Raw genomic sequence first — 26,411 nt, 5'->3', positions numbered from 1 at the left:
ATCTCATCCTTACCGTTTGTATTTTATATTGAACATAATTATCATAACACAAATATACATAAATACAATTTATTGTAAATTTAATTCACCCCTAATAGAATACCTTAGTTTTAAACGACTCAATTGTTCGTTAGATTATATCTCCACTCCTACAGTGGGCTACTTCACTTCCTTAAGTTCAACTTATCAGCTTAATACTCTCATTTAAAATGATAGTGGTGACCGTCATAGTGTTCCTATCATATAGGGTGTCGGTTAAAACTACTCCCTTTAATACCTGTCAAATGGACAGACATGAAGCTAACCCTTTGACATAAGTTTGAGGAGTCCCCATGTTTTCTTACAACTCCTCAATTTATTTTCACTATTAGTCTTGACTTGTCGTTTGCTATTTGGCTTGATAGGTTGAAAGCAATGGACAACGGCTATACAAGTTGTCTGCCTGAATTTGCTTATAAAAAAAGAAACAAACTCAGACAGGCAACTGATCATCTTGATAGTGTCAAACAAGCCTACTGTGTCAAGTGTCCCTAACAGTTTCAGAGCCCCAAAAAATGGATTCTCCTACTTGTGGCTTGTCCTGCATCGTCAGAAACGATACACCCATCCTTCGTACAGCACTTAATGGCAGCTTTCGCCTTTCAGATACATGTGCAAATAGGGAAGCAGGGTATGCTATTCTCATTAATTGCATTGATTTTTAGAACTTTTTCATTTTAAATAGACAAAAGCCATCCTTGAATAACTCAAGAATGGCTTTATATCAACGTCTTTTTATATGATTCCGACTGGGCTCGAACCAGCGACCTCTCCCCTGTCAAGGTTAATGACCTTATCCACAGCAAACAAACGTTCTCTGAAAAAGACTGATTTAATAAGGTTTTATGATGAGCCTTTCTGATAAAAAATGTGCATTTCTGAACAAAACTGAAAGGGTTGGTCCCCAATCCGTCCCCATAAAAAACAGACCTTAAAGGATCTGTTTTATTTTTGCCTATAGATTTTAAGTTGATATGTCTTTTGGGGATCATTGTCAGGTTTTGATCATTTTTTACTTACCCTGGCCGCCCTTGAATATCGTACTTACAAGGATCGATTTCGCAGCATGAATTTTTTATGGTTTTCCGAACTTTACCTCTTACAACTATCACACCCCTATCCATCATCCTTATACGTATCATACCAACTTTTTTGGATAACGGTCTTTCAAATTAATTGGATATATTTTTCCGTATTATCACAGAATCACCCATATCTATGGGATTCAACCTCATAAGGAAGAGTTTATGTACATTTTTATTATTATTTAGAAAGACTTGTAAAGAAAAACATTTAATGCAATCGATGCTTTCTTTCATTGCCATAAATATAAATCTCAAAAAATCACAGGACATGAAAAAGATCATGTCCTGCTTAAAACAAAAGATATTTATCTGGAATAAACAAAGTACAAACTGAATATGCACTTATCCTGCAATTTTCTTGATACTAGAGGGGTTAGATTAGAAGTCTACGAAATTCTGAAAATTGCTAACCTTATTTGAGCAGCTGTAATGGCCTGCCCACTGGTATTTCTTAAAGTTATATTCGCACCTGCAGCAATTTGCCCAGTAAAACCTATAGCAGTTACTTGTTGACCCAGACCGGTTCCATTATTTATCCCACTGGCAAAAGGAGTCACAGAATTATTTATAAATACGCCAATAGATGTCGGGCCACTTTGGCCAGCAGTAGGAGCAACTAATGCAGAGATATAATAATTACCTGCTTGCTGAATCGTGAAGGTATCTGGTGCTGTAAAAGTTACATTATCCAAAAACTGAGCACCAGCTAATGAAAAATTAGCATTATTAGCAACTGTTTGATTAGTACTATTAACAGTAGAAGCAGAGGCTGTTGCAAGCGTTCCTGTGGCTCCGGTAGGGCCGGTTGCTCCTGTGGCTCCGGTTGCACCGGTTGCGCCGGTGGCTCCGGTAGGGCCAGTTGCTCCTGTGACACCCGTTGCTCCGGTTGCGCCTGTTGCTCCGGTGGCTCCGGTTGCACCTGGATCTCCTGTGGCTCCTGTGCCTCCTGTTGCTCCGGTTGCGCCTGTTGCTCCGGTTGCACCTGTTGCACCTGGATCTCCTATGGCTCCGGTAGGGCCAGTGGCTCCTGTGACACCCGTGGCTCCGGTTGCGCCTGTTGCTCCGGTTGCACCTGTTGCACCTGGATCTCCTGTGGCTCCTGTGCCTCCTGTTGCTCCGGTTGCACCTGGATCTCCGGTTGCGCCTGTTGCTCCGGTTGCGCCTGTTGCTCCGGTTGCGCCTGGATCTCCTGTGGCTCCTGTGCCTCCTGTGGCTCCGGTGGCTCCGGTAGGGCCAGTTGCTCCTGTGACACCCGTGGCTCCGGTGGCTCCGGTGGCTCCTGGATCTCCTGTGGCTCCGGTAGGGCCAGTTGCTCCTGTGACACCCGTTGCTCCGGTGGCTCCCGTGCCTCCTGTTGCTCCGGTGGCTCCCGTGCCTCCTGTATCTCCTGTGGCTCCGGTTGCTCCTGTGGCTCCTGTGGCTCCTGTGACACCCGTTGCTCCGGTGGCTCCGGTCGCACCTGGATCTCCTGTGGCTCCTGTGCCTCCGGTTGCTCCTGTGGCTCCGGTCGCACCTGTTGCACCTGCGGCTCCGGTGGCTCCCGTGCCTCCTGTTGCTCCGGTTGCTCCGGTTGCTCCTGTATCTCCCGTGCCTCCTGTTGCTCCGGTTGCTCCTGTATCTCCTGTATCTCCTGTGGCTCCGGTAGGGCCAGTGGCTCCTGTGACACCCGTGGCTCCGGTCGCACCTGGATCTCCGGTGGCTCCCGTGCCTCCTGTTGCTCCTGTTGCTCCGGTTGCTCCGGTGGCTCCCGTGCCTCCTGTTGCGCCTGTTGCTCCGGTTGCGCCTGTTGCTCCCGTGCCTCCTGTTGCTCCCGTGCCTCCTGTTGCTCCGGTTGCGCCTGGATCTCCTGTGCCTCCTGTTGCTCCGGTTGCTCCTGTTGCTCCGGTTGCGCCTGGATCTCCGGTGGCTCCTGTGCCTCCTGTTGCTCCGGTGGCTCCTGTGCCTCCTGTTGCTCCGGTTGCACCTGGATCTCCTGTTGCTCCGGTTGCACCTGGATCTCCTGTTGCGCCTGTTGCTCCGGTTGCGCCTGTTGCTCCGGTGGCTCCTGTTGCTCCGGTTGCGCCTGTTGCTCCGGTTGCGCCTGGATCTCCGGTGGCTCCTGTGCCTCCTGTTGCTCCGGTGGCTCCTGTGCCTCCTGTTGCTCCGGTTGCACCTGGATCTCCTGTTGCGCCTGTTGCTCCGGTTGCGCCTGTTGCTCCGGTGGCTCCTGTTGCTCCGGTTGCGCCTGTTGCTCCGGTTGCGCCTGGATCTCCGGTGGCTCCTGTGCCTCCTGTTGCTCCCGTGCCTCCTGTTGCGCCTGTTGCTCCGGTTGCGCCTGTTGCTCCCGTGCCTCCTGTTGCTCCGGTTGCGCCTGGATCTCCTGTGCCTCCTGTTGCTCCGGTGGCTCCTGTTGCTCCGGTTGCGCCTGGATCTCCGGTGGCTCCTGTGCCTCCTGTTGCTCCGGTGGCTCCTGTGCCTCCTGTTGCTCCGGTTGCACCTGGATCTCCGGTTGCGCCTGTTGCTCCGGTGGCTCCCGTGCCTCCTGTTGCTCCGGTTGCGCCTGGATCTCCGGTGGCTCCTGTGCCTCCTGTTGCTCCGGTGGCTCCTGTGCCTCCTGTTGCTCCGGTTGCACCTGGATCTCCGGTTGCGCCTGTTGCTCCGGTGGCTCCCGTGCCTCCTGTTGCTCCGGTTGCGCCTGGATCTCCGGTGGCTCCTGTGCCTCCTGTTGCTCCGGTGGCTCCTGTTGCGCCAGCATCTCCGGTCGCTCCGGTTGGACCTGTTGCGCCGGTCGCTCCTGCTGCTCCGGTGGCTCCTGTTGCTCCTGCTGCTCCTGTTGCGCCGGTCGCTCCCGTTGCTCCTACTCCTGGTCCAGTTGGACCTGTTGGACCTGTTGGACCTGCTGGGCCTCTTCTACCTCTACCCCCTGGACGACCTTGGATGACACACACACAAGGATCCTTTCCACAGCAAGGATTTTTCACTGGTTTTCTTGTTTTTCCTTTCTTACAGCTATCACACTCCCAGTCATAATCTTCATACGAACCATACCAACTTCCTCGTTTATTATTATTTCCCAAATGAGATGTACATAATTTCCCACAATGCCTACACCTTTTCATAAAATCACCTCTTTGACATCTTATGCACCTTATCTACATTAGTGAGATTGTTTAGCAAAAATGTATAAACAGTCTAAATTAACAGATGATTTATAACAACATTTTTATTATTGATAAATATGTATAATGTTCTTTTTCTTATATAGTTTTCAAAAAAGCATTAGTAAAGCAATTACAATAAATTATTCCCCTCCACAAGAAAAGAAAAATAAGATAAAGACACAAAAAGAAAAGACCTCCCCATAGGGGGAGATTTTTTCTAGATGGGGTAAAACCATGAGAGATTAAAGACATGCGGCCTGTATACTATATGTAAGTGGAATTGGAAAAGTGATTTTTTATAAATTTGGAGTTATAACCACTAGAAAATTTAGGTAAAATATGTAAGAGGAACCTCCTCTAACGCTTGCGGATAGAAAAGGACCTCATTTGATGGTGAGGTCTTTTTTTTAATCGTTCAATTTCAAAGACAGTTGATGGCAAACCCTATGTTAAAGAACCTAAATCAAGAAGTTCTAAACGTTTTGTAAAGATGCCTAACTAGTATGGGAAGGAGATGATCACCAATATTTATTTCATAATGGCTTAATGGTCTAAGATCAAAAATAAACACAAATTAAAAAACATTCGATTACATGATTTAAGACATACAATGGTCGCACTCCTTATTGAGGCTGGTGAGAGCATGAATGCTATTCAAAAAAGAGCCGGGCATGCTAGTGCTAAAACTACCTCAGATATTTATGGTCATGTCACAAACAAATTAGAATTTAACACTGCAGAACACCTTAATCGTTCTGATCCTAAAAATACTCAGAAACAATCTGGTGGATAAAGTACGTCCCCAATCAAAAGAAACAGAACAAATATTCGCTGTCAAAAAAAACAAAAAAACCCTTGCTAGGCAAGGGTTTCAACGATGATTCCGACTGGGCTCGAACCAGCGACCTCTACCCTGTCAAGGTAGATATATGGAATCCTGTGATTATCAGCGATACCCTCTATTCACTTATAAACCCTGATACATAAGCTTTCCTTACCTTTCTGTATCCTATGGTGTTTCTTCGTATTCTTTAAAAATCGAAAAAAATGTTACCTTTTTTGTTACCTTTTTATACACCTGTTTTAAGCTTTATCACCATTAATATATTTCACTAACATAGCTGCTGCGTACATAAAAAATGCAGCGATTAAACCATTCACCATACTTCCAAAAACTACAATCAAAATCTGCCCTGCGTAATCTGTCCATGTCTTATCTGGAAATGCAGCAATGTTCCATATACTCACCAACATATAGAATCCAGTCACAATGATAAACGTCCAAACGATAAACTTTGATTTAAGCATTTATTGACAATCCCCCATTATCCATTTTCTTCTATGATAACATGGGTTAATAATTAATCCTCAATCAATTCATAGTCTTAGTTTCGTCTAACTCACGTTCTAAACGCTTCTTATCTTGTTATTCTTTCCAAACGTATATGAGCAATACACATAATTGGTTTCTTCATAAGTTGAAAAGTCTTCTACTTGTAAATAACCTTCAAAGCCTAAAGCAACTTCAACTATTTTTTCACTCTTTTTTAGCATATCTCTTTGAATATCATTATCTTTCATGCTTGAAATATCGTCCATAAACATTGCGTGTATTTCAAATCTATTATTCTCATATTCAAACCTAAGAACCTTCACTTTTAATCCTCCTAATTAATTTTCCTTAATTATACAGGGGATTTAGATTGAATGGAAAGAATATCATAGTTTTAAACGACTGAACGCAAATATGCGTTTTGATATAAGCTGATGTCATTTTAAATGACGGTAGGTATTTATGAGATCCCCACTGTAGGTTAAAACTACTCCCTTTGTAATACTGCAATTTACGATGAAGTAAACCCAGTATGAATAAAAAGGCAAGGGAGAGCCTAAACAATTTCAATATCATTCTTTTTCTCATCTCTAGCAAGGATTAGCAAGTCCTTAAAATAATTAACTGTTGCTTTGCTGAAACTGTCCATTATCACTGCCCAAGAAAACATTAGACAAATAATTACGGGAACTATGTATATCATTGCAATAGTTATAGCAATATCTAAATTGGTTGCATCAGGATCGAATTCTATATTTCCAAGAATGGTACCAATTGCAGCACCGATAATTGTGGACATTGCTCCAATAAAGAAGAAGAATCTTTTTTGATCATTAACATGATTAATCCTATCCATACGAGCAATTGCGCATGATATATCTTCCTTATCTAATGATTTCAGAATCATCATCTTCTTTTTATGTTCGGGATAATCTTGACCATCTCTAGGGAAGTTTTCTGTTAAGTAAACAATGAGTCCACGTGTACTCAACTTAACCAAATTATGCTTTAAATTTTGCTTAGTAAACTTCTGTTTTCTCAATTCCTTAATTTCTCTATTTTCCTTCAGTGTGCTTCTCACTTATAGTCACCTCATGGATAATATCGGAAACTATGTTAATGAACTGAAGTTGTTTTGAGCCTTTTTTAAAAAGTCTTGCCGACTTTTTCTCTAGCATATAATCAAATGATCGAATTAGATGTAATTATTAATTAAAAATAGAAATTATTTCAAAATTACTACACAATTCGACAAAATATATGTAAAGTAAATGTTAATATTAGGATGTCTATTGGTAATTCAATAGATACATAAATTTGAGAAGGAGTGTAATTTATGAATCTGAAAAAAATTATCGGGGCTATTTTTGTTGCAGGGGCTTTATTTGTTTCTGGAATTCCAGTCAATGCAGAACCAGTAAAACCAGGAGATTTAACACCTATCCGAAACAAACACGATACAGGCGAAGAGTATAGATGGATGGGTTATAAAAATGGGATAGGACAAGTTCGTATTTACTTTAGAGATGATGATGGAAAATCTTATTATGATGATTTCGATTGTGTTAAAGTTATCGAGGGCACGTGTTACGTCTACAAATGAGTCTATGCCTGCTTCTAACTAATGGAAGCAGGTTTTTATTTTATCGAATTTACCCATGGAATTTTCACAACTCATTCCTATACCACCTCAAAAGAATTATCGGCAGAAGAGGAAAATTGTTAAATGATGGCATAGAAAAACCCCACGTTAAGTGAGGTTCAAATTAAGATTGGGAATGTTGGAGTTCTCTTTCTTTAAATTCATTATACTTCTTCGCGCGGGTAACTACCTCGTTATAAAGATGGTCGTATCTAATTCTCGCAACACGCCTTTGGGAAATAGTTAGCCTCGGATCGCCCATCATGCTCAACCACTCGTCTAGCATCTTTTTCTCTTGCGCAGTTACAGCAATTTCCATCTTGATCCCTCCCCACAAATCATATTTATACAAATTAATTTTACCAAATTTAATCAGGACTTACCACTATGTTCTTTAGAAGAAGTAGCAGCTGCTTGTTTTTCGCCTTCATGAATAGTTTTCTTAGCTTCCTCAACTTGCTCCTCATCTGTTTTGAAAACGTTTGTTTTGTTTTTCTTTTCATGCTGCATATCAGTTTCAGAACGGTCTTGTACTTTTTGCAGATATGTGAATCCTCCGTAACCAGCCAACAATGAACCTGTTACTATTGCAGGAACGTTTGTAACTCCCGAAGTTACCACAGCACAATAGGCAAGAGTACCTGTCCCGATTCCGACCAAAAGATCACCTAAGAATCCCAATTCTAGAGTAATAGCGCCAGCTTCTATGTTCCTTTTGAAGCGTGCCCCTATAAGGAACAAAATGAAATCACCAATACACAGAGGTATTTTATAAAAACAAGAAAAAACATTAGCATTATGAAAAGACACATTGCTCTTATAATGTATGTAAACAACAGGCAATGTTATAACACCATTTATTCTAAAATGTCCAATTAAAGAACCTATTAAACTTGCACTAATAGCTAATAGGAACTTACTAAGTGTAATTTCTTCAATACTGAGCAATCTCATCAATTCCATGAACTAATCACCTTTACCACTTTTATTTAATTTTAACATATAAAGGTTTTGTATTCTATTTTATCAATGAATGAAATTCTTCTATTGAAATGGTGAATAATATTTACTTTCAATATTAGTCTTGACTTGTCGTTTGCTTTTTGGCTTGATAGGTTGAAAGCAATGGACAACGGCTGAACAAGTTGTCTTCCTGAATTTGCTTGTAAAAAAATAAACAAACTCAGACAGGCGACTGACTAACTTGATAGTATATCAAGCTTATGGTATCCGTATGTGTCACCCTATTTGCCGTTGGTTATTCCCCAAACAAGCCTACTGTGTCAAGTGTCCCTAACAGTTTCAGAAAGCCCATATCTGGACTCTTTTACTTATGGCTTATCCTGCATCGTCAGAAACGATACACCCATCCTTCGTTCAGCACTTAATGGCAGCTTTCGCCTTTCAGATACATGTGCAAATAGGGAAGCATAGTGGTATCCTATCCTCATTTATCGCATCGGCTGAGTCACTACCCTTTCAAGTTTAACGTGTGTTAGCGCATTCCACGACAGCCTTACCCTTAAATTTGGCATCACTAAAGACAACACCTTGATCCAGGAGTATAGACTGATTCTATTTAGTTAGATGAGGTAAACTCTACTTACCTCAAGAAATGCACGACCTATGTTTAAATGAGGTCATAATGCGAAATATTGAATATAGATTAAAAATAAGTTAGAATGGGCTGGTATCATGGAAGTGTACCAACCCATCAGATTAGATAGTGCGCCAACACTTTTCTAATCAGCTAGAAATGACGATCATGAGCAGTAGGAATAGCCCTAATGTGCTCATGATTGTTACAAATAGTAACTCATCTATGAACCTTCTAAACAGCTTCCCCATTAATTTAACCCCACTACAGCTAACTCATCACGATCATAAATATCAAGCATGTTGTACTCATCATCAGCGACTCCATATTGATTATTGCTATGTACTTCTTCAATTGTTCCTAGTCCGTATAACGTTTGTACTCTTTGACCTACAGATAACTTCATGTTTGGATTCACATTGTTTAACATGTTCATTTCCCCTTTGTAATTGGTTTAGTTGGATCAAGGATAATGCAATCAAATTCAGTTTCTTGATTCTTCGGTTCTAATATCCTCAAATTAGTTAAGACTTCCCACAGCGTGATTTGTTTCAATAGATGTGTAACGACCTCAGCAAGCGTTTCTAAGTCTGCGTATGGAACATTTCTTCCTATATACCAGATCGTTCTCTCATCGTAGTTACCGTCAGTTCGTTGAGTGATTTCAGCTAAAACAATCTGGCCATCACACTCCCCTACTGCATAACCTTCTTTAACAATGATTGCTGAGTAAAGGTTGTTAATTTCTTGTGTGTTGAATTCCGTTTGAACGATTGTGATATGGTTCATTCAATCACCTCCATTACGCATTTCGTGTAGTTATGTTTAAACTATACTACTCGAATCGTGTATTGTAAACCCATTTTTCAAATTAATACTTTCTGTAATCATTTGATTACGCAGACCGTGTAGTTATAATAGAGGTATACCAAATCGTGAGGCGGTTATTTATGGATTTTAAAACACGTTTAAAAGAACTACGAAAATTAAAAAACCTTTATCAAGAAGATCTAGCTTCTGAGTTAGGAATAGCCCGAACGACATACGCTTCGTATGAGCAAGGAAGTAGAGAGCCTGATCGTGAAATGTTGATTAAACTAGCTGATTTTTTTAATGTATCCCTTGATTTTTTGATGAGAGGCGAAGAGCATTATAGTGAGATAGCGAAGGATATAAATCAAAGAGAAGACGTTCACCACAGTTCGATTGATGGTCAAACTATTAAAGATGATGAAAAAGATGATATTCTAGTGGATGTCCTAAAACAAATTGACGGACTCGAAAAAGTAATCAAAGATCACCTAAATAAAAAAGACAAGGGTTAATTGCGCCTTTTATTAAACAAAACAATTGCAATGGTGATACAAATAAATTAGAGGTAAGCAAAATGGACGAAAAATTATTCAAGTTGATTGAACAATTGGCTGCGGACGTATCAATCATTAAACAAGATGTGAAGGAAATTAAATCCACAGTCACCAAGCTGGAAGAAAATGAGCAGTATTATAATTGGTCAGAGGTGAATTGAAATGACCGATCAAATTCTTAATGTGCTTAATGAGATGCGTAATCAGTTGCATGCAGGCTTTGAAAATGTCTATACACACTTAGACAAGATTGAAAATTCTTTGACACGAATTGAAGATAAAAACCATTATAAGGTTTAGAGGTGAAGCTATATGCCTGAAGCCGAACGAATTCTAAAAGCTATACAAGAACTTTCAACACAAATAAAAGAAATTGAATGCAATATTGTTGAATTCAGTGATGAAGTAAAAGATGAATTCAATCAGATAAATGAAAAATTAGATAGACAAATGACCACTTACATTCATGTGTAGGTGGTTTTTTTGTGTGCAAATATACCCCTTTTATGCTGTAAGAAATTAGTAACAAATCAAATAAAACAAAGACAAATTATGTGTGATTTAAATACTATTTCTTCTAATTTATGTAAAATTTATTTCATTTTGTGATATCCTCACTATTGAAAAATGATTAGAAAGGAAGTATTCCAATGAAAAAGTTTTTTGTTAAGATGTTGCTAGTTCTCATATCAGCAGCAGTATTTATTCCAACTACAGCTACATATGCAGCAGAAAAGATCGAACAGAAAGAAGATTTGGTAGTAACTATCAATCCTACTGAGCTACAAAAACAACTTGCTTTAAGAGATGTACCATTAGAAAAACAAGAAGCCTTGCTTCAAGCATTTAAAGCTATTGAGAATGCTAACAATGATCCACTTGCTACTACAAATGGCCCTAAGGGTGCGGCTATTAAGGCAGCAATCAAAGTAATTAAAGGATTAGTAAATAACGACTGGGCAAAATGGGTATTACAGCAACGTTTTGGGAAGGAAGCTGTAAATGGTACTGTCAAAAATGCAAACAAGATCATTAAAGAATTAGAAAAAATTATTGATACTCCAAAAAATGCAGCTGGCAGGGCTCGAAAGGTTGTCTCTGCAGAGCTTAAAAAACATATAGACTCAGGTGTAGCTGATACAATCGGACTTGTTGTTGAATACATTGTTCTCACTGCTGATCTACTCATACTTTAGAAAAAGGATGGTGACTGTATATGTCACAAAATCAATTCATTCAGTTCCAAAAAGCCAATGGTTTAGACGATGAAGACGTTCAATTCCTCATCACTCTCTCAGGAGCATTTTGCAGTTGTGAAGAGGAAGACAAAAAGGCATATGATATAACAAGGTTAGCGTTCATTAGACACTTTGGTGAGGATTTAAACCTTTCAGAAATTGAAGGAAACACTAGAGAAGAATATGAAAAGATCATCAATCAATTTCTAAGCAAGAAGGATAAAAAAATCAATGTAGATGAACTTTTACAATCTTTTTATGCTGCAGATATGATGGATGGATTAAAAAAGAAATTCAATTAATGGCCTTCATTTGAAGGTCTTTTTTAATACCATCATTTACATATAGACCCTCTCCTCTATTCTTCTTATTATTAATTTTATAAAATTAATTAGAGGAGTTTTATCGTGGTCAAAACTAATAGAGGAAATTGGAAGGAAATCTTTGAACATGCAAAGAAGAATACGACAGAGACATTAACTTTTCCAGGTAAGCCCTACTCAATAGCAATCTTTCCTCAAGTATACGGTGACCTTGTTACAGAAGATCAATTCTATCAAGATTTAGCAAACATAATCATAAAAGAAGCCCGTATGGAATCTAAATTTAATGAGGATGATCAACATGAGCGAACTGGAGAAAAACAAGTCAAAGAAGAAAAAGGAATCAATCGAAAACTATAAGATTGTTATAGATTTAACTGAAGAGGAAATTGAAGAACACGTAGATGAAATAATGGAATCTGAAGAGTTCTATAAGGTATTCGAAAAATTTATGTACAAATATAATCTAGTCTAAAATAAACAAACCAGTCCTCTCGATCAACTCAAGAGGACTATTTATTTACTTCAATAATGATGCAAGTTTTGCTCTAGTTTTATCACCATAAATTCCGTCAGGTACTAAACCATGCATAGACTGGAATCGTCTTACCGCATCAGCTGTTTTCACTCCGTAGTATCCATCAATGCCGTTGTTTTCAGCACCTTTTTCTGGATAAAAGTAGAGTGCAGCTAAAGCTTCTTGAATTTGCTTTACAGCCGTTCCTTTCATCATAGGTGTACTTACCTTAAAGATACCTTTAGGAAGCGTGTACTTAGCTTTTGAGGATGATTTAGAAGGTGTTTTTGTTGGGGTTTTTTTAGGTGGTTTTGATGCTGAAGAAGTCTTACCTGTAATTGATTTCAACTCTTTTTCAATTGACGCTTTAAACGATCCCCATCGACCTTCTGCAAGAATACGGTGTGGACAATACTTACCAGACCAATCTTGGTGCTTACGGATTCTATCAATGCCCCAACCACGTTCTTTTAAAAGTTGTGCGATAAATTTAATGGCCATCGCTTCAGCCTTTTTATATTTATCTCCACCTGATTTTGAATAGCAGATTTCTACACCAATTGATGTTCTATTACCTGAATTTACTGCTTCTCCATCACCAGTGTGTCTAGCTGAACGATTAACAGGCACACCCTGTACAACACTGTCACCATCTACAGCATAGTGAAATGATACTGCCTGGTTGTTGCCAATCATATAGTTTACCTCATTAGCTGCAGGAGCATCATTATAAGTGTTATGTACTGTGATGTATTTTGCATTCATAGAGTAAGGTGCTTTCAGTCTGTGTTTAGATGATGCTAATAGATTCTTTTTAATTGTAATTGCCATATTATCTACTCCTTTATTTTGTTAGTCCTTTTTGTTTGAGTGTTTCCTTTTGCAAATGCCCTTTAGAAGTTACATAGTTGTTTTTAAACCATGCTGCAAGGGTTGTTGCCAATGTAAAGACCATTGAACCAGCAAGGTATAACGTATCAGCCAATGAAGTCACTTGATCTTCCTCAATTGGCAAAACAGGCATACCAAACATAATCAACGATTGATTGACAAGCGCAATTAAAAGAAGCACTGTCCGAATTACTGTTCCTTTGTCAAAGTTTTTCATGTACAAATACCTCTTTCTTTATTTTTGGTTTCTTTCAATACGATCCAATTTCTCTATCACTACGTCATACTTCTCACTAAACTTTGCTAGCACGTTGTTTTGAGCATCGATCTGTTCATTGAGCTTGTTTTCTCGCTCTTTAGTTGTGTTTAGGACATAAAACAATACCCAACAAAACAACACTGCAAATGGCCCTTGTGTCATTAGGTATTGCGCCAAATCCATTTCCATTTAAATCACCTTCTTTCTCACAGGCATAAAAAATAAGCCTACACTTCATATGGCTCACCTGTGATTTCTTCATATTGTTCAGGCGTGATTCTCCCTGCAGCTACAGTGTTGTACACCATTTCTTTAGTCCATGTACCTCTTTCATAAAAACTTTTGATTCTGCTGTACCAATCAATCATGATGGATCACCACCACTCCCCAGTGCTAATAAGTAATAAAGCTCAGCAATTTGCTCTTCCATAATTTCTAATGCTGAAGGTTGTGGCTTTGGTTGCAAGCTTTCAATATATTCTTTGGATGCTGATTCACTCCACACCCTTTTTCCCTCATTATATTTCGGCAAATATAATCCTTCTGGAAGACGCACATCCGTAGCGTTTTTCGGCATCTCGTCATATTCGCTTATTACATCTTCACCCATGTACATAAAATTTTCGTCATAGTAGAAAATTTGCATAGTCAATCACTCCTTTACCACAATGGGATTTCTTCGTTTATTTCAATTCGTGTCACCTTTGAATTGTCATTTGCGTTTAAACCGTCAAATTTGAGAGCACCATCTACGCCAAGCGTCAAACGTGCTGTTCCGTATGATCCAACTGTTGTACCCCCAAAAGCTGTTGTACCCGATGGTTTTTGAGTAAACCGTGCAATAACTGTATCGTTCGCCGGGATTCCCTCAAACGATCCCCGAAGGTGTAAAGCATTTTGACGAATTGAAAATTTGAGTGGGTTACTAGCAAAATGTTTTGTTGTTCCAGTAACAAATGTGACTTGATTCCAGGAACTAGTTAAATCTTTTTCGCTTAACATTCGTTCCCAACCCTTAAATGAACCGTCAGTATGAACCGTTCCCCACCAATGAAGATTATCTCCACTTCTGATGATATGGAATGTTTTACGATTGTTGCTATTATCAACAACATAGATGTTAAACCATGAAGAATCCGTTTTGCTTGGCATATTGACTACGTTTGTGCCCACAGCATAGTAGTAGCCGGAAGGCAGCGTTAAAATGTCCGTGCCATTCGGAAGTAACTGGCTTTGTCCTGTCTCTGATAGCAAATTGTGATTAGATAGCCTTGCCCATCCACTCCATATATTATTGTTTAAATAATTGGTGTAGATGTTGTTAATGTAATCTGTTGCGTATACCCACCCGAATGTACCTTTTCCATTTGCCGCATCTGTAATGTGGAAGAAACCTCTAAAAGAACGGTGATTCGGCAAGTCTTTTGATCCTGCAATTGCATAGAACGTTCCTTGACCTAATCCATTATTGATAACAGAATCTAAGATGCTTATGGATGTGTCTTTAATAGAGAGCAATGGCATTCCAGTGTCAGTTGTAATTTTCATTTTCTGAAATCCTGATACAAAGTCCTTTGACTTTTGCACAGCTGCATCTGCTTTCGATTGTGCTCCTTCAGGTGTTTCTTTTGCATCCCATGATTTTTGTTTTGCTTCTGTGACATGCAACTTTGTATTCTTAGCGTGTTCATCTACCTTAGCTTGTGCGCCTTCTTTGGTCTCGATCTTTTCTAGATCTTCAAACTTCGCTCTTAATTCCTCTAGAGTTTGTTTTGCTTCAGAAGACATTTTCTCTATTGCGTATTTAAGAGTCTCAAAATCATCAATATAATATTCAGCTAGTGGCACAATGTCTTGATCTAATAAACTTTGTTCAATATTGAATGTAAATTCATGAACTGACATTGTTTGTCCATTGCTATAAAATAAAACAAGGACAGCTTTCACTGTCCCAAATTGCTTAATCTCATAATCATCAAGAATATATTCTGCTTTGCCTTCCACTTTATCAAGAATTGTAACTTCTTTCATCCTCTTTGAACCATTAATGAAGACCATTGTTAATTTCCCTTTTAAAGCAGACAATGGCAGAGTCTCACCATCTTTAAATATCTGAAAATCTAATTTAGCTGAACCTTTATCCATTGTAGAAAACCTTATTTTTGTTCCAGTTACTCCTTGATTATAAGGATTTACAGTGAATTCAATTGGTGCTTTTTTGTAAACAGGCATATGTTCTCTCCTTTAAGAAATGTTAACAGGCGTTGTTATCGCATCGCTGCTTGAATCTTTATAGCTTGATGAGTAACCCGATCCTTTTACGTTGTTTCCATAGTGCGTAATGTTCGATGTTGTGTTGGTGAAGTTGATTCCATGTCTCATTTTCTTACCTGATACTCGAATTTCTGTAATCTTTGAATCACTCACTCCAGTCATCAAAATAAGACCATCATATTCATTGTTTGAACCAGAAACAGAACGAGTCCCTGCATTAATAACTGTATCATTGTTAGAAACAAAGCCTTTAGAACTACCTGAAACAGAAATGCCCGAATAACCTGTATTCACGATAGTATTACTCTTTGAGGTTACATAGTTGCAAGACCCTTCTTCTAGGCGTAACCCGTTACCTTTTACATCTTTAATTGTATTGTTTTCGACTGTACCATAGCTACTTCTTGTAACAAGTACCCCATGATGACCAGCATTCTTTACGGTGTTATCTTTAATAATAAAATCATTAACGTCTGACACTTGAATACCGTGCTTCAACTTAACTCCATCAATTGTATTTCCGTTAATTTGAACATCATCAATTGTCTGATAGCCTTTTCTTCCATACACTTGAATCGCATGTTTTCCTGTAATATTTGTGAATGTATTACTGTTGATTTTTTGTCTTTTCACCTTGTTAATACGGTTAGTAGGATTACCATTTGCATCTTGAGTGTATTGTGAACTGATTGAAGGTAAAAGCGTTCTAACGCCTCCATAGCAGTTGTTAAAGGTATTCCCTTCTATTGCTATGTCTTGCCATTTGTTACCCGACACCGCCCATTCTGTAGTGTCCTCAACGGTGTTATTTTTAAAGTTAATGTGAGAGTATAGATAACCGTCAGTGCTTGTGTGAGAATCAATTGCTCTGGCGTAACCACCAAGCTTTTTAGATTTTCTAAACTTGCAGTTCTCTACATTTATTTTTCGAGTCACTGTATTGTCGTATGCTCCAAATGATCCGAAGTTTCCAGATGACCTCATTAAATCGACCTGGATTGCAGCAGAAAACCATCTGTCTCCTTTATAGTCCACAAACCCTTCGAATTTAATGTCATTGAAATCACTTTCTTCTATTCCTGCTAGGTCAAAAGCGTGACCTCCACATACGTTACTTACGGTTATCCCAGACACCTTGATGCCTTTAGCGTGACCAAAACCAAAGACTGAGCATTGTTCTTTCACTCTGTCTCCTGCACTATCTAATTCACCGAAACCATCAATCTTAATATTTCCATGTCCATTGTACCCAGTGAACATATCTCCACTCTGTCCATTTACAAACATTGATCCTACAAATCCATCTGCTCTAGCTAGGTAAACCCCATCTGAAAATGTAATGCGTGTATCTTTATAGATAGTAAGTTTCTCTGAAATTGTATAGTTACCTGGTGGAATAGCAATCCAAACTGGATAAAGCAACCCCAGTTGCAATGCTTCTTTCATAGCCTTAGTGAAATTACCATTATGTTTTCTCAATATCTCTTTGAACGGTACAGTCATTCTTGCGTCTTCAATCTTGTTATGAGTTAATTGGAAATCATAGTCCAATCTTTCATCCAACGTGGCCAATATCTTTGCATCTAAGGCTACTCTGGATACAATCAACTCTTTAATATTGTTGCCGTCTTGTTCAGTTGCCAAGTTCGACATTTTAGCTCTTAATCTATTCACTAAAGCAGCCAATTCAAATCCTTCATGATTTATATTTTTTGAACTGTGTGCTTTGGAGTTGCTTTTGTGATCACTAATAATTCTCTCCAAATCATTCAAGGCTCTCTCAATAGTGGACATATCGCCCTTTAACGCTGCTTGATAAACAGAGTTTAAAATCGTTGGGTATTCTTTTTTTAGTCTTACCGTCATTACTTCACTCCTTTATTGAGATGTAAAGTCTGCTAACCGAACATCATCAAAATATTTTTTTGTCTCAAGGATTTTTTTGGTTGCATTTAATTGGTAGTCAACAATGCTTCTTCTTGTATTGGAGAATGTTAGTTTGGGGCTTGAATAGGGGTTTAAGGGGTTGTACTGAATTTCTATGAGCCTAACATCAGATTCATATGTTATGCCGTAGCCAGTGTCCGCTATGATGTGTAGAGTGTCACCTTTCCAAAACTCTTCTTGAATATCTAAAAGTTCTTCGTCAAAGACGTTCACGTAATCAATTTCAACTGTGATTTCTGGGAATGGATTTACATGCTTCTTCAATTTAGAAAGCATAGTTGATGGTTTTTTAATCGTTTCATCTTTCAATGGTTCTCCCCAACGATACCCCCCATCTAATAGATATTTATCTTCATCGGGATGAATATATAAGATAGGTTCAAATAAATACTCAGGTTCCTTTGGCTTCTCTTTGTCTTTATCATCAGATGAAGATGCTTTATTTTCTTTCATAGCGCCATATCCCCAAGCTCTAGTGGTGCTGTTCTTTGTTGAGAAGGAGACGTTGATGCCTTTCATGTTTACTCTGGAATCTAATGTATGGTCAATGGTTTTTCCCATTTTCTTATAAACAATTATTTTATAGTTATTAACATCCAACTCTGCTTCATAGTCTTCTATAATTTGAGACAACAATTCAGAAGAGTTCTTATCACCGAAATTTTCTTGCTCAATTTCAGGAAACTTGCTCTCACTATCTTTCAAAACGTATGTGAATTTTGTATCCTTTAAAGCAATATCCAAAGCTTCTTTTATTTTCATTTTCTTAGTGATTGGCTTTACATCGTCATTTCTTTTGTTAATTAATAATACAAAAACATGACTCGCTTTAATTGTCTTTGTTACAGTGCCATTTTCATCTTGTTTCAGTTCAACATCCGTTATGAAATACTTTTGATGCTTATGTACTTTTTCATCAAGATATATAACATTATCAGGAACAAGCAAATTAAATTCAGCTTGGTTATCTGTAGTCCTAATTAGATTGAATGTGATGTCTTTCTTTCCTTCTGCATTATCAGTCATATCAACAGACGTTCCAATTATCTCAATTAAGTCTTTTCCATCTTTAGAAGCGACATGAATCTGATTAAAGTATATATCTTTTGGTAGGTTCTCATTTTTTTCGGATTCTGATCCCAAATCTTCTTTGCTTGGGAAAGGTATATCATCAGGAGTATCAGGAATGTCAGGATCATATGGCACGTTATTTATATCATCATATTGAGTTAGATTATAAGTCTCGATAATATTAATCAATTTAGAAGGATAGTTGATATCTGTCGCATAGCCAGCATCTTTAACAGCCTGACAAGCCTTCTTATAGTTTTTCTCACCAACAACTGCTTTGTACCTTGATAAACGAGTGTATAAACTTCCTAAATCTTCTAAGCTTTGAGTATATGATGGGTATTTTCTAAACTTAGCTTGAATTCTTGTTACATTCCCACGCTTGTCTTGTTCATAAGTCCACATCAGAACATATTTGCCATTATATGTTCCTTTAACACCAAATAAGTTCTTTGCCGATTTAGCTAGTCCACTTCCACCAAAACCACTCTCTAAGCAACCTTGAGCAATAACGAGACTGGCCAATACATTATACTTTTTATATACCTTTTGAGCGCCTGAAGACAGATCCTTTATAAAATCTTTCGCTGCCATTTTAGCCCCCTATTTATAATAAAATCTTGTGTTGAAATTAATGTTGAAACTTTTACAATTTCTCACTTCAAACTCATTCCATCCAATGTCTAGTCCAGGCATCCTTCCAGATGTTTTAAGCCTTTGATTTCCTACAACTAGATACTGACGCACATTCTTAACCTCTTGATTTTTTTTCAATTCATCACTTATAGTAACAATTTCTCCAGTGGTGTGATTGATCAATGAGATATTCTTCCCTGCTCCTTTGAATGAAACCTTATAGTCATGATTAACTGTATTGATGTAAGCATCACCCATGTTAAAGACTCTAAAAAAGTTTTGATTAGTAAATGAGTATTTTTTATCATCAATCGATTCCATATTCATTCCTATGTTCCAATTCTCACCACTCAAATTTAGAATTGTAGATGAAGTATGAATTGATTCTGCTAAACCATTAATCGCTGTGAATACAACATTAAAGCTCGTAGCAGTGCGTCTATCAGCTTTAGGTATTTCATAAGCATCATCACAGGTTACAAGAAATCTTCGGTTAGGCAATAAAGAAGAAGATATGTAGTACGGTTTTGGTCTAGTCAGTAATCTATAAATTTCGTGCCTATGTTGATAAAAGTTTTCATCAATGCCTGAATCAACCTTAATTTGAACAGTTATTTTTCGCTCTTTGTAAGTAATGTCTCTTGGGTGCTGTGTTTGAACGACACCATTCGTTCTAGAAAATGAAGTGGTCTCTCGTTCAATTGATGCTGATTCAGGAGTGAATTTTAATGCTTTAAAATAAGGAAGCCTCTCACTTAATCCGAGACTTCCTTCACCATCGTTAAAATCAATATTCAATATATCTCTCATATCCCTACTCTTAGACCACCTTTAAATGCCTTATCTTCTAACCTAGCTCCACTTTGTTTCTCTATCTTTGAAGTATCTATATGTTTTAAAGCTAATTGACCAATTGTTTTACCTTCTAGTGTAATTGGGGCAGGTTGAATAATTATCTGCTGTCCTTGCCCACCTGTGTCAACGCCTAAAGCACCAGCACTACTTAAAGCTGTGATAAGCTCATTTAGTTTTCTGTTTAATTGAGGAGTATCCACCTCGTTTTTAACAACTAAATCAGATTTAAAATTTAACATTTGTTGTTTTGCACCCTGAATATTCATGGACATTCCTTGAAGTTCGTCCTTTAATGATCCATGTGCAGTTTTCCCCATTGAAGCAGCACTAGCTTTAACTTTACTCGCAGTTTTAGACATCCCAATGACTAAACCCTCACCAAAGTTAACACCTTCCGCAATTGTTTTCTTGGCAGGAGACTTTGAGTCTATTGAGCTTTTAAGGGATCGAATTGCTACTTTACCAATAGCCCAAGCAGCTTTCCATATCGTTCCACCATCTCCACCCATACTACGGATACCATTAGCAAAACCCTTAGAAAAATCAGCTCCAGTGTTTTTTGTTTTTATGCTAGAGAGACCTTTCTTACCGCTGTTAGCAACAGTCCTACCAGATGCACCCGCATTACCTGATTGACCTTTTAATCCTGTAGCAAATTGAGATCCTGCTTTCGTACCTCCACCACCATCAGTTGTTTTAGAGAGTAGATTGGTTACACTAGAACTCAAAGAACTAGCTGTAGATTGGTTAGCTCCTTTTGTAGAACTTAAACCTGTATTATGAGCAGACCCTTTTCCTTTGCCTGCATTCAAAGCTTGCCCATTATTTTTACCAAGCTCAGTTAAAACAGTTTGCTGCAAGACTGAACTTGTTGAAACAGTGCCTTGTCTTGTTGACCCTAGTCCTGCATTAAACGAATTTCCTTTGTTAATACCAGCTTGTCTAGGAATGCCATTGTTACTATTAAGTTGATTATTTGCCGCTTGCTGAAGAATTGTTCCTTTTTGAGCACTGAACGGTTCAATTGATCCTAAACCATCTGCAAATTCTAAGCCTTGTTTTTTCCCAGCTTCCTTTGCGTTGGTCGGTTTGTTTAGTTCCTGCTCTACAGAATAAATTAATTCTGCAGCTTGCTCCTTAGCGTCAGCAGCTGTCATTCCTGAGCCTTGATAGAAGTCTTCTAACGCCTGTTGAGTAGCTTTACGAGCCTTATCTTTGGATTGGCCAAGGCTTTGCAGAAACTCTATTTGTTTATTCGCCCATCTCTCTTGATATAGGGTTTCATTTTCCTCAATCTCTGTTGCTAATCCCATTGAGTTTGAAGCGAACTCTCTTTGCTTCTCAAAAGCTTTTCCTGTTTCTAAATCCAGCAGTTTACCTTGATCAGACATTTTAGAAAACAAGGCTCTAGAATTTTCTTCATAAACGGAAGTGTTCTCCGCTAGTGCTGATTTATAATCTGCTGTACTCTTTTTCAATAGGGTTGTTCTATCTTTTGATTCAATATATCCTTGTGCATGAAGCTTATTAATTACTTCGTTGCGGTAGTTAAAATCTTGTTTAGCTGCTTTCTGTCCTTCTTCATAAATTTTCTTTATGTTGCTGTTGTATTCTTGTGCTTGTTTGTAAGAGAGCTTCCCTTGTTGGGCAGTAACAGCTTTTTGCATAGCGATAGCTTCTTTTTGATTCGCAGCAAATTTACTTGTAGACTGTTCGAAATAACTGAGGATGTTGTTGTATTGCTTTAATTGAGAGGCGTTCATTTTAGAGGTATCAAGATTGGTTTCTTCTTGAAGTTTTTTGAGGGCTTTATATTTATTCTTTGCTTCTAGAACATCTTTATCAATTTCACCAATCATCTTATCAGTGATTTTTTCGCCTTGCTTCTTTACGTTTCCATCAGTATCTTCATACAAACCCTTTAAAACAACTAAAGCATCCGTTTTAAGTTGCTCAAGTTCTTTGACTAACTCGTTTCTCATTTGTGAATAAGTCTCAACTAGCTGTGAAGACATCTTCTTAGCTTCAGCACCAGAAGTTCGAGTTAATTCAAAAAGTTGTAATTCTGCTTTTTCTCTTAGATCGACATAAGCTTTTGCAGCTTTCTTTGTCCCTTCAGATACACCTTCACCGTATAACAACATTGATTCTCTAGCTTTCTCTTGCTGTTTTTCTAGGTTTTTATGAGCTTCTACGGAAGCGTATATTCCGACACCTAGAACTCCTAAGAGAGCAGTTGTTCCAATAATAGCTAAACCTACAGGCCCCGCAAAAGCCATTAATGCCCCAATTCCAGCTACTAAAGTTGCTGTAGCAGCTGTCACACCTAGCACACCAGCTGTTAATAAAGCGGTTTTACCTACGATTGCTTGTGTACCACTGTCTAAATTATTGAACATTGAAATAAGCTTAGTCCCTTTATCCGCAAGCTTTCCGATGCTAGGAAGTATACCGTTAGCAATATTGATTTTTGCACCTTCTAATGCGGAATCAAACTCAACGATGCTTCCTTTGGCGTTATCTAACATCGTTTTGGCCATTTTCTTAGCTGCACCATCAGATTTTTTTAATTCTGCTGTATTTTTAGCTAACGCTTTTGACCCTCTTTCTAACAGGATTGCCCAATGCTTATAAGACTCTGCACCGACAATTGTTTTTAGAGCAGCTGCCTTTTGTTCTTTCGTCATACCTTTCATGCCTATTTCAAATTCTCGTACTACTTCAGGCATTGATTTCATGTTTCCAGCAGCATCAAAGAATGAGAAGCCCAATTTATCAATTTCTTTTTGAGCTTTCTTCGCTGGAGTCGCAAGACGAATAAGAGATGTACCAAATGCTTGACCAGCAATTGACCCTTGAAGACCAGCATCTCCAAATGCCATTACCGCAGCAGCAGACTCTTCCATACCCCACCCTAAAGAATTGGCATTTGGGGCTAGGAACTTCATAGCCTCACCCATTTGTTCAACGTTTGTATTGGCATTGGCGGCTGCATATGCAATAACATCTGATGCGTGTCCTGCTTTGCTGGCTTCTAAAGAAAATGCTTGCATCATGTTTGAAGAAATGTCAGCGGCAGCACCTAATTCTAGTTGCCCTGCCGCTGCTAAATCAAGCATCCCAGGCATTGCAGCCATAATATCTTTAGTTTTAAAGCCAGCCATAGCTAAGAATTGTTGGGCTTCAGCTGCTTGTGTTGCTGTAAACACGGTTGTTGCACCAAGATCCATAGACTGTTGTCTAAGTTGAGCAAACTCCTTAGCTGTTGCACCAGAGATAGCTTTAACACCGCTCATTTGCTTTTCAAATGTCATAGCTGTATCAATTGCATTTTTAAGTGGTGCAGCAACTCCAGCAAAAGCAATGCCTGTAGTAATAGCAACAGATGAACCTATATTCCTCATCTTGTTGCCGGTGCTCTCCATCCTATCACCAAGTTGATTAATTCTTGAAGCGCTTCTTCTTGCCTGATCTTCAAACTGTCTTAACCTTTGAGTTGTTTGAGTTATGGAGTTTTGAGTTCTGTTCATAGAAGTTTGCGCTTGATTCAATTGAATAGATAATCTTCTGGTTGTCTCAGCGATCTTCTTAGTTTCCTGAGCGTCTTTCCCCTTAGCCTTAGATGCTTGTTCATGAGCTTGTTGTAAAGCTTTTACTCTCGTCTTGTTAGCTTCTAAAACGTTGTTTAAATGCTTTAATTTTGCTTCAGATTCTTTAATTGAGTTTCCCCAAGTTCCAACCGCTGTTCTATTTTTATCAAACTCTGCTTTAGATTGCTTCATTATATTTGAAGCATCTTTCATATCTTTCCTAAATTTGGTGCTGTCTGCGTACAATTCAACGCCAATACGTCTATTACTCATCTTCCACCTCCAATCTTAAATAAATAATGGTATTTGATCGATATATAGCTTTTCATCTTTTTTACCAGGAGCATCGCTTTTAGAGTTTGCAACTAATCTCGCTTGGCGTTTAATATGGTAAAGCAAATCCATACTGTCTATTTCGTTTTGAGAATAGCCGAGTTCAGCTAGTGCATTATATAGATCTAGGACTGAATCGACTAATGTGACTTTCCCAATTCCTCACTAACTTCATTGTTTGAATTTAAAAGAGACAATGCTTCATCAATTGCACCTACAACATAAATACAGGTTGCGTAAACAACATTTCTTAAACTTCTAGAATCAATGCCTTTTTCAAATTGTTCCACATCAAACTGGTTGTCAAAGACTTCGACCACAAAGGAGCAGTATTGATCCAGATTGAATACCGCAAAGCCTACAGTTTCTAATTCTTCTGCTGTTTGAGCAGCTAATCTGTAATGTTCACCGGAAATAAATGGTTTCGTTGTAAACTTCTTTTTCTTGTTATTAATTTTTAACTCAATTGTTAATGGTTTCAAAAATTATTCCTCCTCATATAAAAAAGGAGTGCAAAAAGCACCCCTTAAGATTTGTCTGTTGTTGTTTTTTTAGAAGCTTGTGTGAAAACACTTCCTTCAAATACAACATCGTTGAACCAGTTCTTCCCGTTAGTGAATTCGCTGTCTCCATCCTCAGCGGTAGCCTTCCATCTGTTTTGACCATAATCAACAGGCATAAATTTAATTGAAATCTTAGGTACAGAACGTTCTGCAGATGCTTCATCAGTTTTATGTTCAGATCCCACAAGAGACGGAAGACCTTTTAATAACCAAGCATATCTGTAGTTTTCCGAATTGGATTGCTTCGCTCTAAACCCCAAAGCAATGTAAGCTGTCTGGTCGTTTTTGCTTGAGAACTGAACTCCATTCTCTCTCTTTTGATTGTAAATTTTCTCTTGAAGTTTTAACGGTAAATCAGCTACTTCAATTTCAACATCAATATCACCTAAACTGTTTGTAACATCATAAGTGCCATTGTCAGCATAGAATGAATCTGATTCAGATTTAGGATCAATTGATACGTTTACTGCACCAGGAAGCCTTTCTGGTTTTTCGTATTTCAAGCTTTCATATGTGTCCTCAGTTAGGATTGCAACATGAAACATGTCTAATCCGTGAATTGTTTTACCCAATAAATTTCCTCCTAATTAAAAAAGCTCTTGCGATATCGCAAGGCCTTATGATAAATTTTTTCTTCAATTTCTGGTAAGTCTTGAGAGTCATACCTGACATACCCCAATTCTTTGATGCATTTATTTAAAGCTTTAACAATGAGTTTCTCCTTTGAAACAGTAGCTGAATTACAGAATACACTGAATTGATAACGCACTTCTGAACCTTGTGATTCATTGTCATAAAAATTATCTTCAGCGTTTTTAAGCTCAAGGAATATAATTCTCGGATACTTGGTCGAATCAGATGCAATTCCTCTATGAATTCCGCCTTCAACTAAAGTATTTAATTCTTTGTCCAATTTTAACTTAGAGGCGATTTCTGAAGCTGCATCCAAACTCATTTAATCACCCCTGTTAAAATTCTTTCCACAGCTTGCATAGCTGCATCCCCAGCACTATCAGCACTTTTTTCGATGAATGGATGCGGACTCATCTTGGAAGTACCGTACTCTAAAAAACGAACACGATAATTCACTTTTCCATTACCGCCTATTGTTACAAACTTTTCAAGTGCTTTGTTTTCTTTAGACCTAGAAACAACTATATTATCCTTAATATGCGGCTGTTGCTTATCAGACACACCAACAGTTTTTCTTTGTTCGGCGGCAATTATTTCTCCACCTGTTTTTAATGCAATATCTTCTACTTTCTGGACATCATCAGCTACACGCATTAGGTCAGAAATAACTTGATCGAAGCCTGTGATATCGAGATTAGCTATTTAACTCAACCTCCTCACACAGAATTTCCAACGTTCTGTTTTTCTCTTCAACATTGTTTATATCTAGAATATTGAAAACCCTATACAGCTGCTCGCCATTTAAACCTTTTCCATTTCTTAATGTAAAACGCATGTCTCTAGTTATAAAAGGTCTATACCTAACTTCAATTCTCTTTGGAGACTTTGCTCCTAGAGCCCCTGCAATAGTCATTTCAGCATTTCTCAACATACCATTTATAGAGCCTTTAAACTCTGTTATGTCTTGGTATTCTTCAATTGTATTTAATTCGTCATCCTGATAGGAGACCCACTTCTGAAGAATCAAATTCTTGTTGTATTTTCCAGCACTTTTATTTTTCAAATAAGTAAACCTCCT

At 38.3% G+C, this 26,411-nt stretch carries 31 protein-coding genes; 8 read left to right on the top strand and 23 right to left on the bottom strand.

The window, feature by feature from the left end:
- Positions 1–1,510: 1,510 nt before the first annotated feature.
- Entirely contained in the window at positions 1,511–4,222 is a 2,712-nt protein-coding gene (locus tag MKY83_RS06125; protein ID WP_342490546.1) for a hypothetical protein, read from the bottom strand.
- A gap of 598 nt (positions 4,223–4,820) precedes the next feature.
- Here MKY83_RS06125 and MKY83_RS06120 point away from each other — a divergent pair.
- A complete protein-coding gene (locus tag MKY83_RS06120) occupies positions 4,821–5,057 on the top strand; it encodes a tyrosine-type recombinase/integrase (protein ID WP_258395193.1) in 237 nt (78 codons plus the stop codon).
- Between the two features lie 290 nt (positions 5,058–5,347).
- Here MKY83_RS06120 and MKY83_RS06115 read toward each other — a convergent pair whose 3' ends face one another.
- The 3 genes from MKY83_RS06115 to MKY83_RS06105 form a co-directional block, all read right to left on the bottom strand.
- A complete protein-coding gene (locus MKY83_RS06115) occupies positions 5,348–5,572 on the bottom strand; it encodes a hypothetical protein (RefSeq protein ID WP_342488360.1) in 225 nt (74 codons plus the stop codon).
- 99 nt (positions 5,573–5,671) lie between these two features.
- Positions 5,672–5,920, bottom strand: a complete 249-nt coding sequence (locus tag MKY83_RS06110) for a hypothetical protein (RefSeq protein WP_342488359.1) — start codon at positions 5,918–5,920, stop codon at positions 5,672–5,674.
- Between the two features lie 233 nt (positions 5,921–6,153).
- Entirely contained in the window at positions 6,154–6,678 is a 525-nt protein-coding gene (locus MKY83_RS06105) for a hypothetical protein (RefSeq protein ID WP_342488358.1), read from the bottom strand.
- A gap of 255 nt (positions 6,679–6,933) precedes the next feature.
- Between MKY83_RS06105 and MKY83_RS06100 the strand changes: the two genes are divergently transcribed.
- Complete coding sequence (locus MKY83_RS06100) at positions 6,934–7,200, top strand: hypothetical protein (RefSeq protein WP_342488357.1); 267 nt, start codon at positions 6,934–6,936, stop codon at positions 7,198–7,200.
- Positions 7,201–7,363: 163 nt separating this feature from the next.
- Here MKY83_RS06100 and MKY83_RS06095 read toward each other — a convergent pair whose 3' ends face one another.
- The 4 genes from MKY83_RS06095 to MKY83_RS06080 form a co-directional block, all read right to left on the bottom strand.
- Positions 7,364–7,558: a hypothetical protein gene (locus tag MKY83_RS06095; protein WP_342488356.1), complete on the bottom strand. Its 195-nt coding sequence runs from the start codon at positions 7,556–7,558 to the stop codon at positions 7,364–7,366.
- 53 nt (positions 7,559–7,611) lie between these two features.
- Entirely contained in the window at positions 7,612–8,202 is a 591-nt protein-coding gene (locus MKY83_RS06090; RefSeq protein ID WP_342488354.1) for a hypothetical protein, read from the bottom strand.
- 884 nt (positions 8,203–9,086) lie between these two features.
- On the bottom strand, positions 9,087–9,272 hold the full coding sequence (locus tag MKY83_RS06085) for a hypothetical protein (RefSeq protein ID WP_342488353.1): 186 nt from the start codon (positions 9,270–9,272) through the stop codon (positions 9,087–9,089).
- On the bottom strand, positions 9,269–9,625 hold the full coding sequence (locus MKY83_RS06080) for a hypothetical protein (RefSeq protein ID WP_342488352.1): 357 nt from the start codon (positions 9,623–9,625) through the stop codon (positions 9,269–9,271). The genes MKY83_RS06085 and MKY83_RS06080 overlap by 4 nt, the downstream gene beginning before the upstream one ends.
- Before the next feature lie 161 nt (positions 9,626–9,786).
- Here MKY83_RS06080 and MKY83_RS06075 point away from each other — a divergent pair, with 161 nt between their 5' ends.
- The 6 genes from MKY83_RS06075 (at position 9,787) to MKY83_RS06050 (ending at position 12,124) form a co-directional block, all read left to right on the top strand.
- A complete protein-coding gene (locus MKY83_RS06075) occupies positions 9,787–10,161 on the top strand; it encodes a helix-turn-helix transcriptional regulator (RefSeq protein WP_342488351.1) in 375 nt (124 codons plus the stop codon).
- 62 nt (positions 10,162–10,223) lie between these two features.
- Entirely contained in the window at positions 10,224–10,364 is a 141-nt protein-coding gene (locus MKY83_RS06070; RefSeq protein ID WP_155887867.1) for a hypothetical protein, read from the top strand.
- Positions 10,365–10,515: 151 nt separating this feature from the next.
- Positions 10,516–10,677 (top strand): hypothetical protein, encoded by a 162-nt coding sequence (locus MKY83_RS06065; protein ID WP_342488348.1) that lies wholly within the window; start codon positions 10,516–10,518, stop codon positions 10,675–10,677.
- Between the two features lie 176 nt (positions 10,678–10,853).
- Positions 10,854–11,399, top strand: coding sequence for a hypothetical protein (locus tag MKY83_RS06060; protein ID WP_342488346.1), 546 nt, complete (start codon positions 10,854–10,856; stop codon positions 11,397–11,399).
- Positions 11,400–11,419: 20 nt separating this feature from the next.
- The gene (locus MKY83_RS06055; protein WP_073979946.1) at positions 11,420–11,743 is read left to right on the top strand and encodes a hypothetical protein; all 324 of its coding nucleotides are present in this window, start codon (positions 11,420–11,422) and stop codon (positions 11,741–11,743) included.
- 105 nt (positions 11,744–11,848) lie between these two features.
- Positions 11,849–12,124, top strand: a complete 276-nt coding sequence (locus MKY83_RS06050; protein ID WP_342488344.1) for a hypothetical protein — start codon at positions 11,849–11,851, stop codon at positions 12,122–12,124.
- A gap of 160 nt (positions 12,125–12,284) precedes the next feature.
- Here the strand turns inward: MKY83_RS06050 and MKY83_RS06045 are convergent, their stop codons facing one another.
- From MKY83_RS06045 to MKY83_RS05975, 15 genes are all read right to left on the bottom strand, one after another.
- On the bottom strand, positions 12,285–13,112 hold the full coding sequence (locus tag MKY83_RS06045) for an N-acetylmuramoyl-L-alanine amidase (protein WP_342488343.1): 828 nt from the start codon (positions 13,110–13,112) through the stop codon (positions 12,285–12,287).
- 13 nt (positions 13,113–13,125) lie between these two features.
- Positions 13,126–13,389, bottom strand: a complete 264-nt coding sequence (locus MKY83_RS06040) for a phage holin (RefSeq protein WP_321999269.1) — start codon at positions 13,387–13,389, stop codon at positions 13,126–13,128.
- Positions 13,390–13,407: 18 nt separating this feature from the next.
- The gene (locus MKY83_RS06035) at positions 13,408–13,620 is read right to left on the bottom strand and encodes a BhlA/UviB family holin-like peptide (protein ID WP_056704963.1); all 213 of its coding nucleotides are present in this window, start codon (positions 13,618–13,620) and stop codon (positions 13,408–13,410) included.
- Positions 13,621–13,658: 38 nt separating this feature from the next.
- Positions 13,659–13,799: an XkdX family protein gene (locus MKY83_RS06030; protein ID WP_269195447.1), complete on the bottom strand. Its 141-nt coding sequence runs from the start codon at positions 13,797–13,799 to the stop codon at positions 13,659–13,661.
- Entirely contained in the window at positions 13,796–14,077 is a 282-nt protein-coding gene (locus tag MKY83_RS06025) for a hypothetical protein (RefSeq protein ID WP_216927391.1), read from the bottom strand. The genes MKY83_RS06030 and MKY83_RS06025 overlap by 4 nt, the downstream gene beginning before the upstream one ends.
- Before the next feature lie 14 nt (positions 14,078–14,091).
- The gene (locus tag MKY83_RS06020; protein ID WP_342488340.1) at positions 14,092–15,663 is read right to left on the bottom strand and encodes a BppU family phage baseplate upper protein; all 1,572 of its coding nucleotides are present in this window, start codon (positions 15,661–15,663) and stop codon (positions 14,092–14,094) included.
- A gap of 12 nt (positions 15,664–15,675) precedes the next feature.
- Positions 15,676–17,571 carry a right-handed parallel beta-helix repeat-containing protein gene (locus tag MKY83_RS06015; RefSeq protein WP_342488338.1) on the bottom strand — a complete coding sequence of 632 codons (1,896 nt, stop codon included), beginning with the start codon at positions 17,569–17,571 and terminating at the stop codon, positions 15,676–15,678.
- A 12-nt stretch (positions 17,572–17,583) separates the two neighbouring features.
- The gene (locus tag MKY83_RS06010) at positions 17,584–19,317 is read right to left on the bottom strand and encodes a phage tail spike protein (protein ID WP_342488337.1); all 1,734 of its coding nucleotides are present in this window, start codon (positions 19,315–19,317) and stop codon (positions 17,584–17,586) included.
- Between the two features lie 9 nt (positions 19,318–19,326).
- Complete coding sequence (locus MKY83_RS06005) at positions 19,327–20,169, bottom strand: phage tail domain-containing protein (RefSeq protein WP_321999273.1); 843 nt, start codon at positions 20,167–20,169, stop codon at positions 19,327–19,329.
- Entirely contained in the window at positions 20,166–24,077 is a 3,912-nt protein-coding gene (locus MKY83_RS06000) for a phage tail tape measure protein (RefSeq protein ID WP_342488335.1), read from the bottom strand. Before MKY83_RS06000 ends, MKY83_RS06005 begins: the two co-directional genes overlap by 4 nt.
- 200 nt (positions 24,078–24,277) lie before the next feature.
- On the bottom strand, positions 24,278–24,619 hold the full coding sequence (locus MKY83_RS05995) for a hypothetical protein (RefSeq protein WP_342488333.1): 342 nt from the start codon (positions 24,617–24,619) through the stop codon (positions 24,278–24,280).
- Positions 24,620–24,663: 44 nt separating this feature from the next.
- Positions 24,664–25,272 carry a major tail protein gene (locus tag MKY83_RS05990; protein WP_216927404.1) on the bottom strand — a complete coding sequence of 203 codons (609 nt, stop codon included), beginning with the start codon at positions 25,270–25,272 and terminating at the stop codon, positions 24,664–24,666.
- Between the two features lie 11 nt (positions 25,273–25,283).
- Positions 25,284–25,655: a hypothetical protein gene (locus MKY83_RS05985; RefSeq protein WP_342488332.1), complete on the bottom strand. Its 372-nt coding sequence runs from the start codon at positions 25,653–25,655 to the stop codon at positions 25,284–25,286.
- Positions 25,652–26,020, bottom strand: a complete 369-nt coding sequence (locus MKY83_RS05980; protein ID WP_342488656.1) for an HK97-gp10 family putative phage morphogenesis protein — start codon at positions 26,018–26,020, stop codon at positions 25,652–25,654. The genes MKY83_RS05985 and MKY83_RS05980 overlap by 4 nt, the downstream gene beginning before the upstream one ends.
- Before the next feature lie 7 nt (positions 26,021–26,027).
- Complete coding sequence (locus MKY83_RS05975) at positions 26,028–26,396, bottom strand: head-tail adaptor protein (protein WP_254117489.1); 369 nt, start codon at positions 26,394–26,396, stop codon at positions 26,028–26,030.
- Positions 26,397–26,411 lie beyond the last annotated feature (15 nt).

This window comes from Bacillus sp. FSL M8-0266 (genome assembly GCF_038613425.1).
GTDB classification, from domain to species: domain Bacteria; phylum Bacillota; class Bacilli; order Bacillales; family Bacillaceae; genus Bacillus; species Bacillus pumilus.
The sequence above is the reverse complement of the archived record's forward strand: the minus strand, read 5'-3'. Positions and strand labels throughout refer to the sequence as shown.

What these genes read in the sequence shown, in the direction of transcription:
- MKY83_RS06000 (WP_342488335.1), bottom strand. Translation starts at nt 24,077, where the DNA reads ATGAGTAATAGACGTATTGGCGTTGAATTGTACGCAGACAGCACCAAA.
- MKY83_RS05985 (WP_342488332.1), bottom strand. Translation starts at nt 25,655, where the DNA reads ATGAGTTTGGATGCAGCTTCAGAAATCGCCTCTAAGTTAAAATTGGAC.
- MKY83_RS06025 (WP_216927391.1), bottom strand. Translation starts at nt 14,077, where the DNA reads ATGCAAATTTTCTACTATGACGAAAATTTTATGTACATGGGTGAAGAT.
- MKY83_RS06085 (WP_342488353.1), bottom strand. Translation starts at nt 9,272, where the DNA reads ATGAACATGTTAAACAATGTGAATCCAAACATGAAGTTATCTGTAGGT.
- MKY83_RS06020 (WP_342488340.1), bottom strand. Translation starts at nt 15,663, where the DNA reads ATGCCTGTTTACAAAAAAGCACCAATTGAATTCACTGTAAATCCTTAT.
- MKY83_RS06010 (WP_342488337.1), bottom strand. Translation starts at nt 19,317, where the DNA reads ATGGCAGCGAAAGATTTTATAAAGGATCTGTCTTCAGGCGCTCAAAAG.
- MKY83_RS06065 (WP_342488348.1), top strand. Translation starts at nt 10,516, where the DNA reads ATGCCTGAAGCCGAACGAATTCTAAAAGCTATACAAGAACTTTCAACA.
- MKY83_RS06015 (WP_342488338.1), bottom strand. Translation starts at nt 17,571, where the DNA reads ATGACGGTAAGACTAAAAAAAGAATACCCAACGATTTTAAACTCTGTT.
- MKY83_RS06070 (WP_155887867.1), top strand. Translation starts at nt 10,224, where the DNA reads ATGGACGAAAAATTATTCAAGTTGATTGAACAATTGGCTGCGGACGTA.
- MKY83_RS06090 (WP_342488354.1), bottom strand. Translation starts at nt 8,202, where the DNA reads ATGGAATTGATGAGATTGCTCAGTATTGAAGAAATTACACTTAGTAAG.
- MKY83_RS06095 (WP_342488356.1), bottom strand. Translation starts at nt 7,558, where the DNA reads ATGGAAATTGCTGTAACTGCGCAAGAGAAAAAGATGCTAGACGAGTGG.
- MKY83_RS06045 (WP_342488343.1), bottom strand. Translation starts at nt 13,112, where the DNA reads ATGGCAATTACAATTAAAAAGAATCTATTAGCATCATCTAAACACAGA.
- MKY83_RS06125 (WP_342490546.1), bottom strand. Translation starts at nt 4,222, where the DNA reads ATGAAAAGGTGTAGGCATTGTGGGAAATTATGTACATCTCATTTGGGA.
- MKY83_RS06080 (WP_342488352.1), bottom strand. Translation starts at nt 9,625, where the DNA reads ATGAACCATATCACAATCGTTCAAACGGAATTCAACACACAAGAAATT.
- MKY83_RS06075 (WP_342488351.1), top strand. Translation starts at nt 9,787, where the DNA reads ATGGATTTTAAAACACGTTTAAAAGAACTACGAAAATTAAAAAACCTT.
- MKY83_RS06115 (WP_342488360.1), bottom strand. Translation starts at nt 5,572, where the DNA reads ATGCTTAAATCAAAGTTTATCGTTTGGACGTTTATCATTGTGACTGGA.
- MKY83_RS06055 (WP_073979946.1), top strand. Translation starts at nt 11,420, where the DNA reads ATGTCACAAAATCAATTCATTCAGTTCCAAAAAGCCAATGGTTTAGAC.
- MKY83_RS06035 (WP_056704963.1), bottom strand. Translation starts at nt 13,620, where the DNA reads ATGGAAATGGATTTGGCGCAATACCTAATGACACAAGGGCCATTTGCA.
- MKY83_RS06030 (WP_269195447.1), bottom strand. Translation starts at nt 13,799, where the DNA reads ATGATTGATTGGTACAGCAGAATCAAAAGTTTTTATGAAAGAGGTACA.
- MKY83_RS06040 (WP_321999269.1), bottom strand. Translation starts at nt 13,389, where the DNA reads ATGAAAAACTTTGACAAAGGAACAGTAATTCGGACAGTGCTTCTTTTA.
- MKY83_RS06005 (WP_321999273.1), bottom strand. Translation starts at nt 20,169, where the DNA reads ATGAGAGATATATTGAATATTGATTTTAACGATGGTGAAGGAAGTCTC.
- MKY83_RS06060 (WP_342488346.1), top strand. Translation starts at nt 10,854, where the DNA reads ATGAAAAAGTTTTTTGTTAAGATGTTGCTAGTTCTCATATCAGCAGCA.
- MKY83_RS06100 (WP_342488357.1), top strand. Translation starts at nt 6,934, where the DNA reads ATGAATCTGAAAAAAATTATCGGGGCTATTTTTGTTGCAGGGGCTTTA.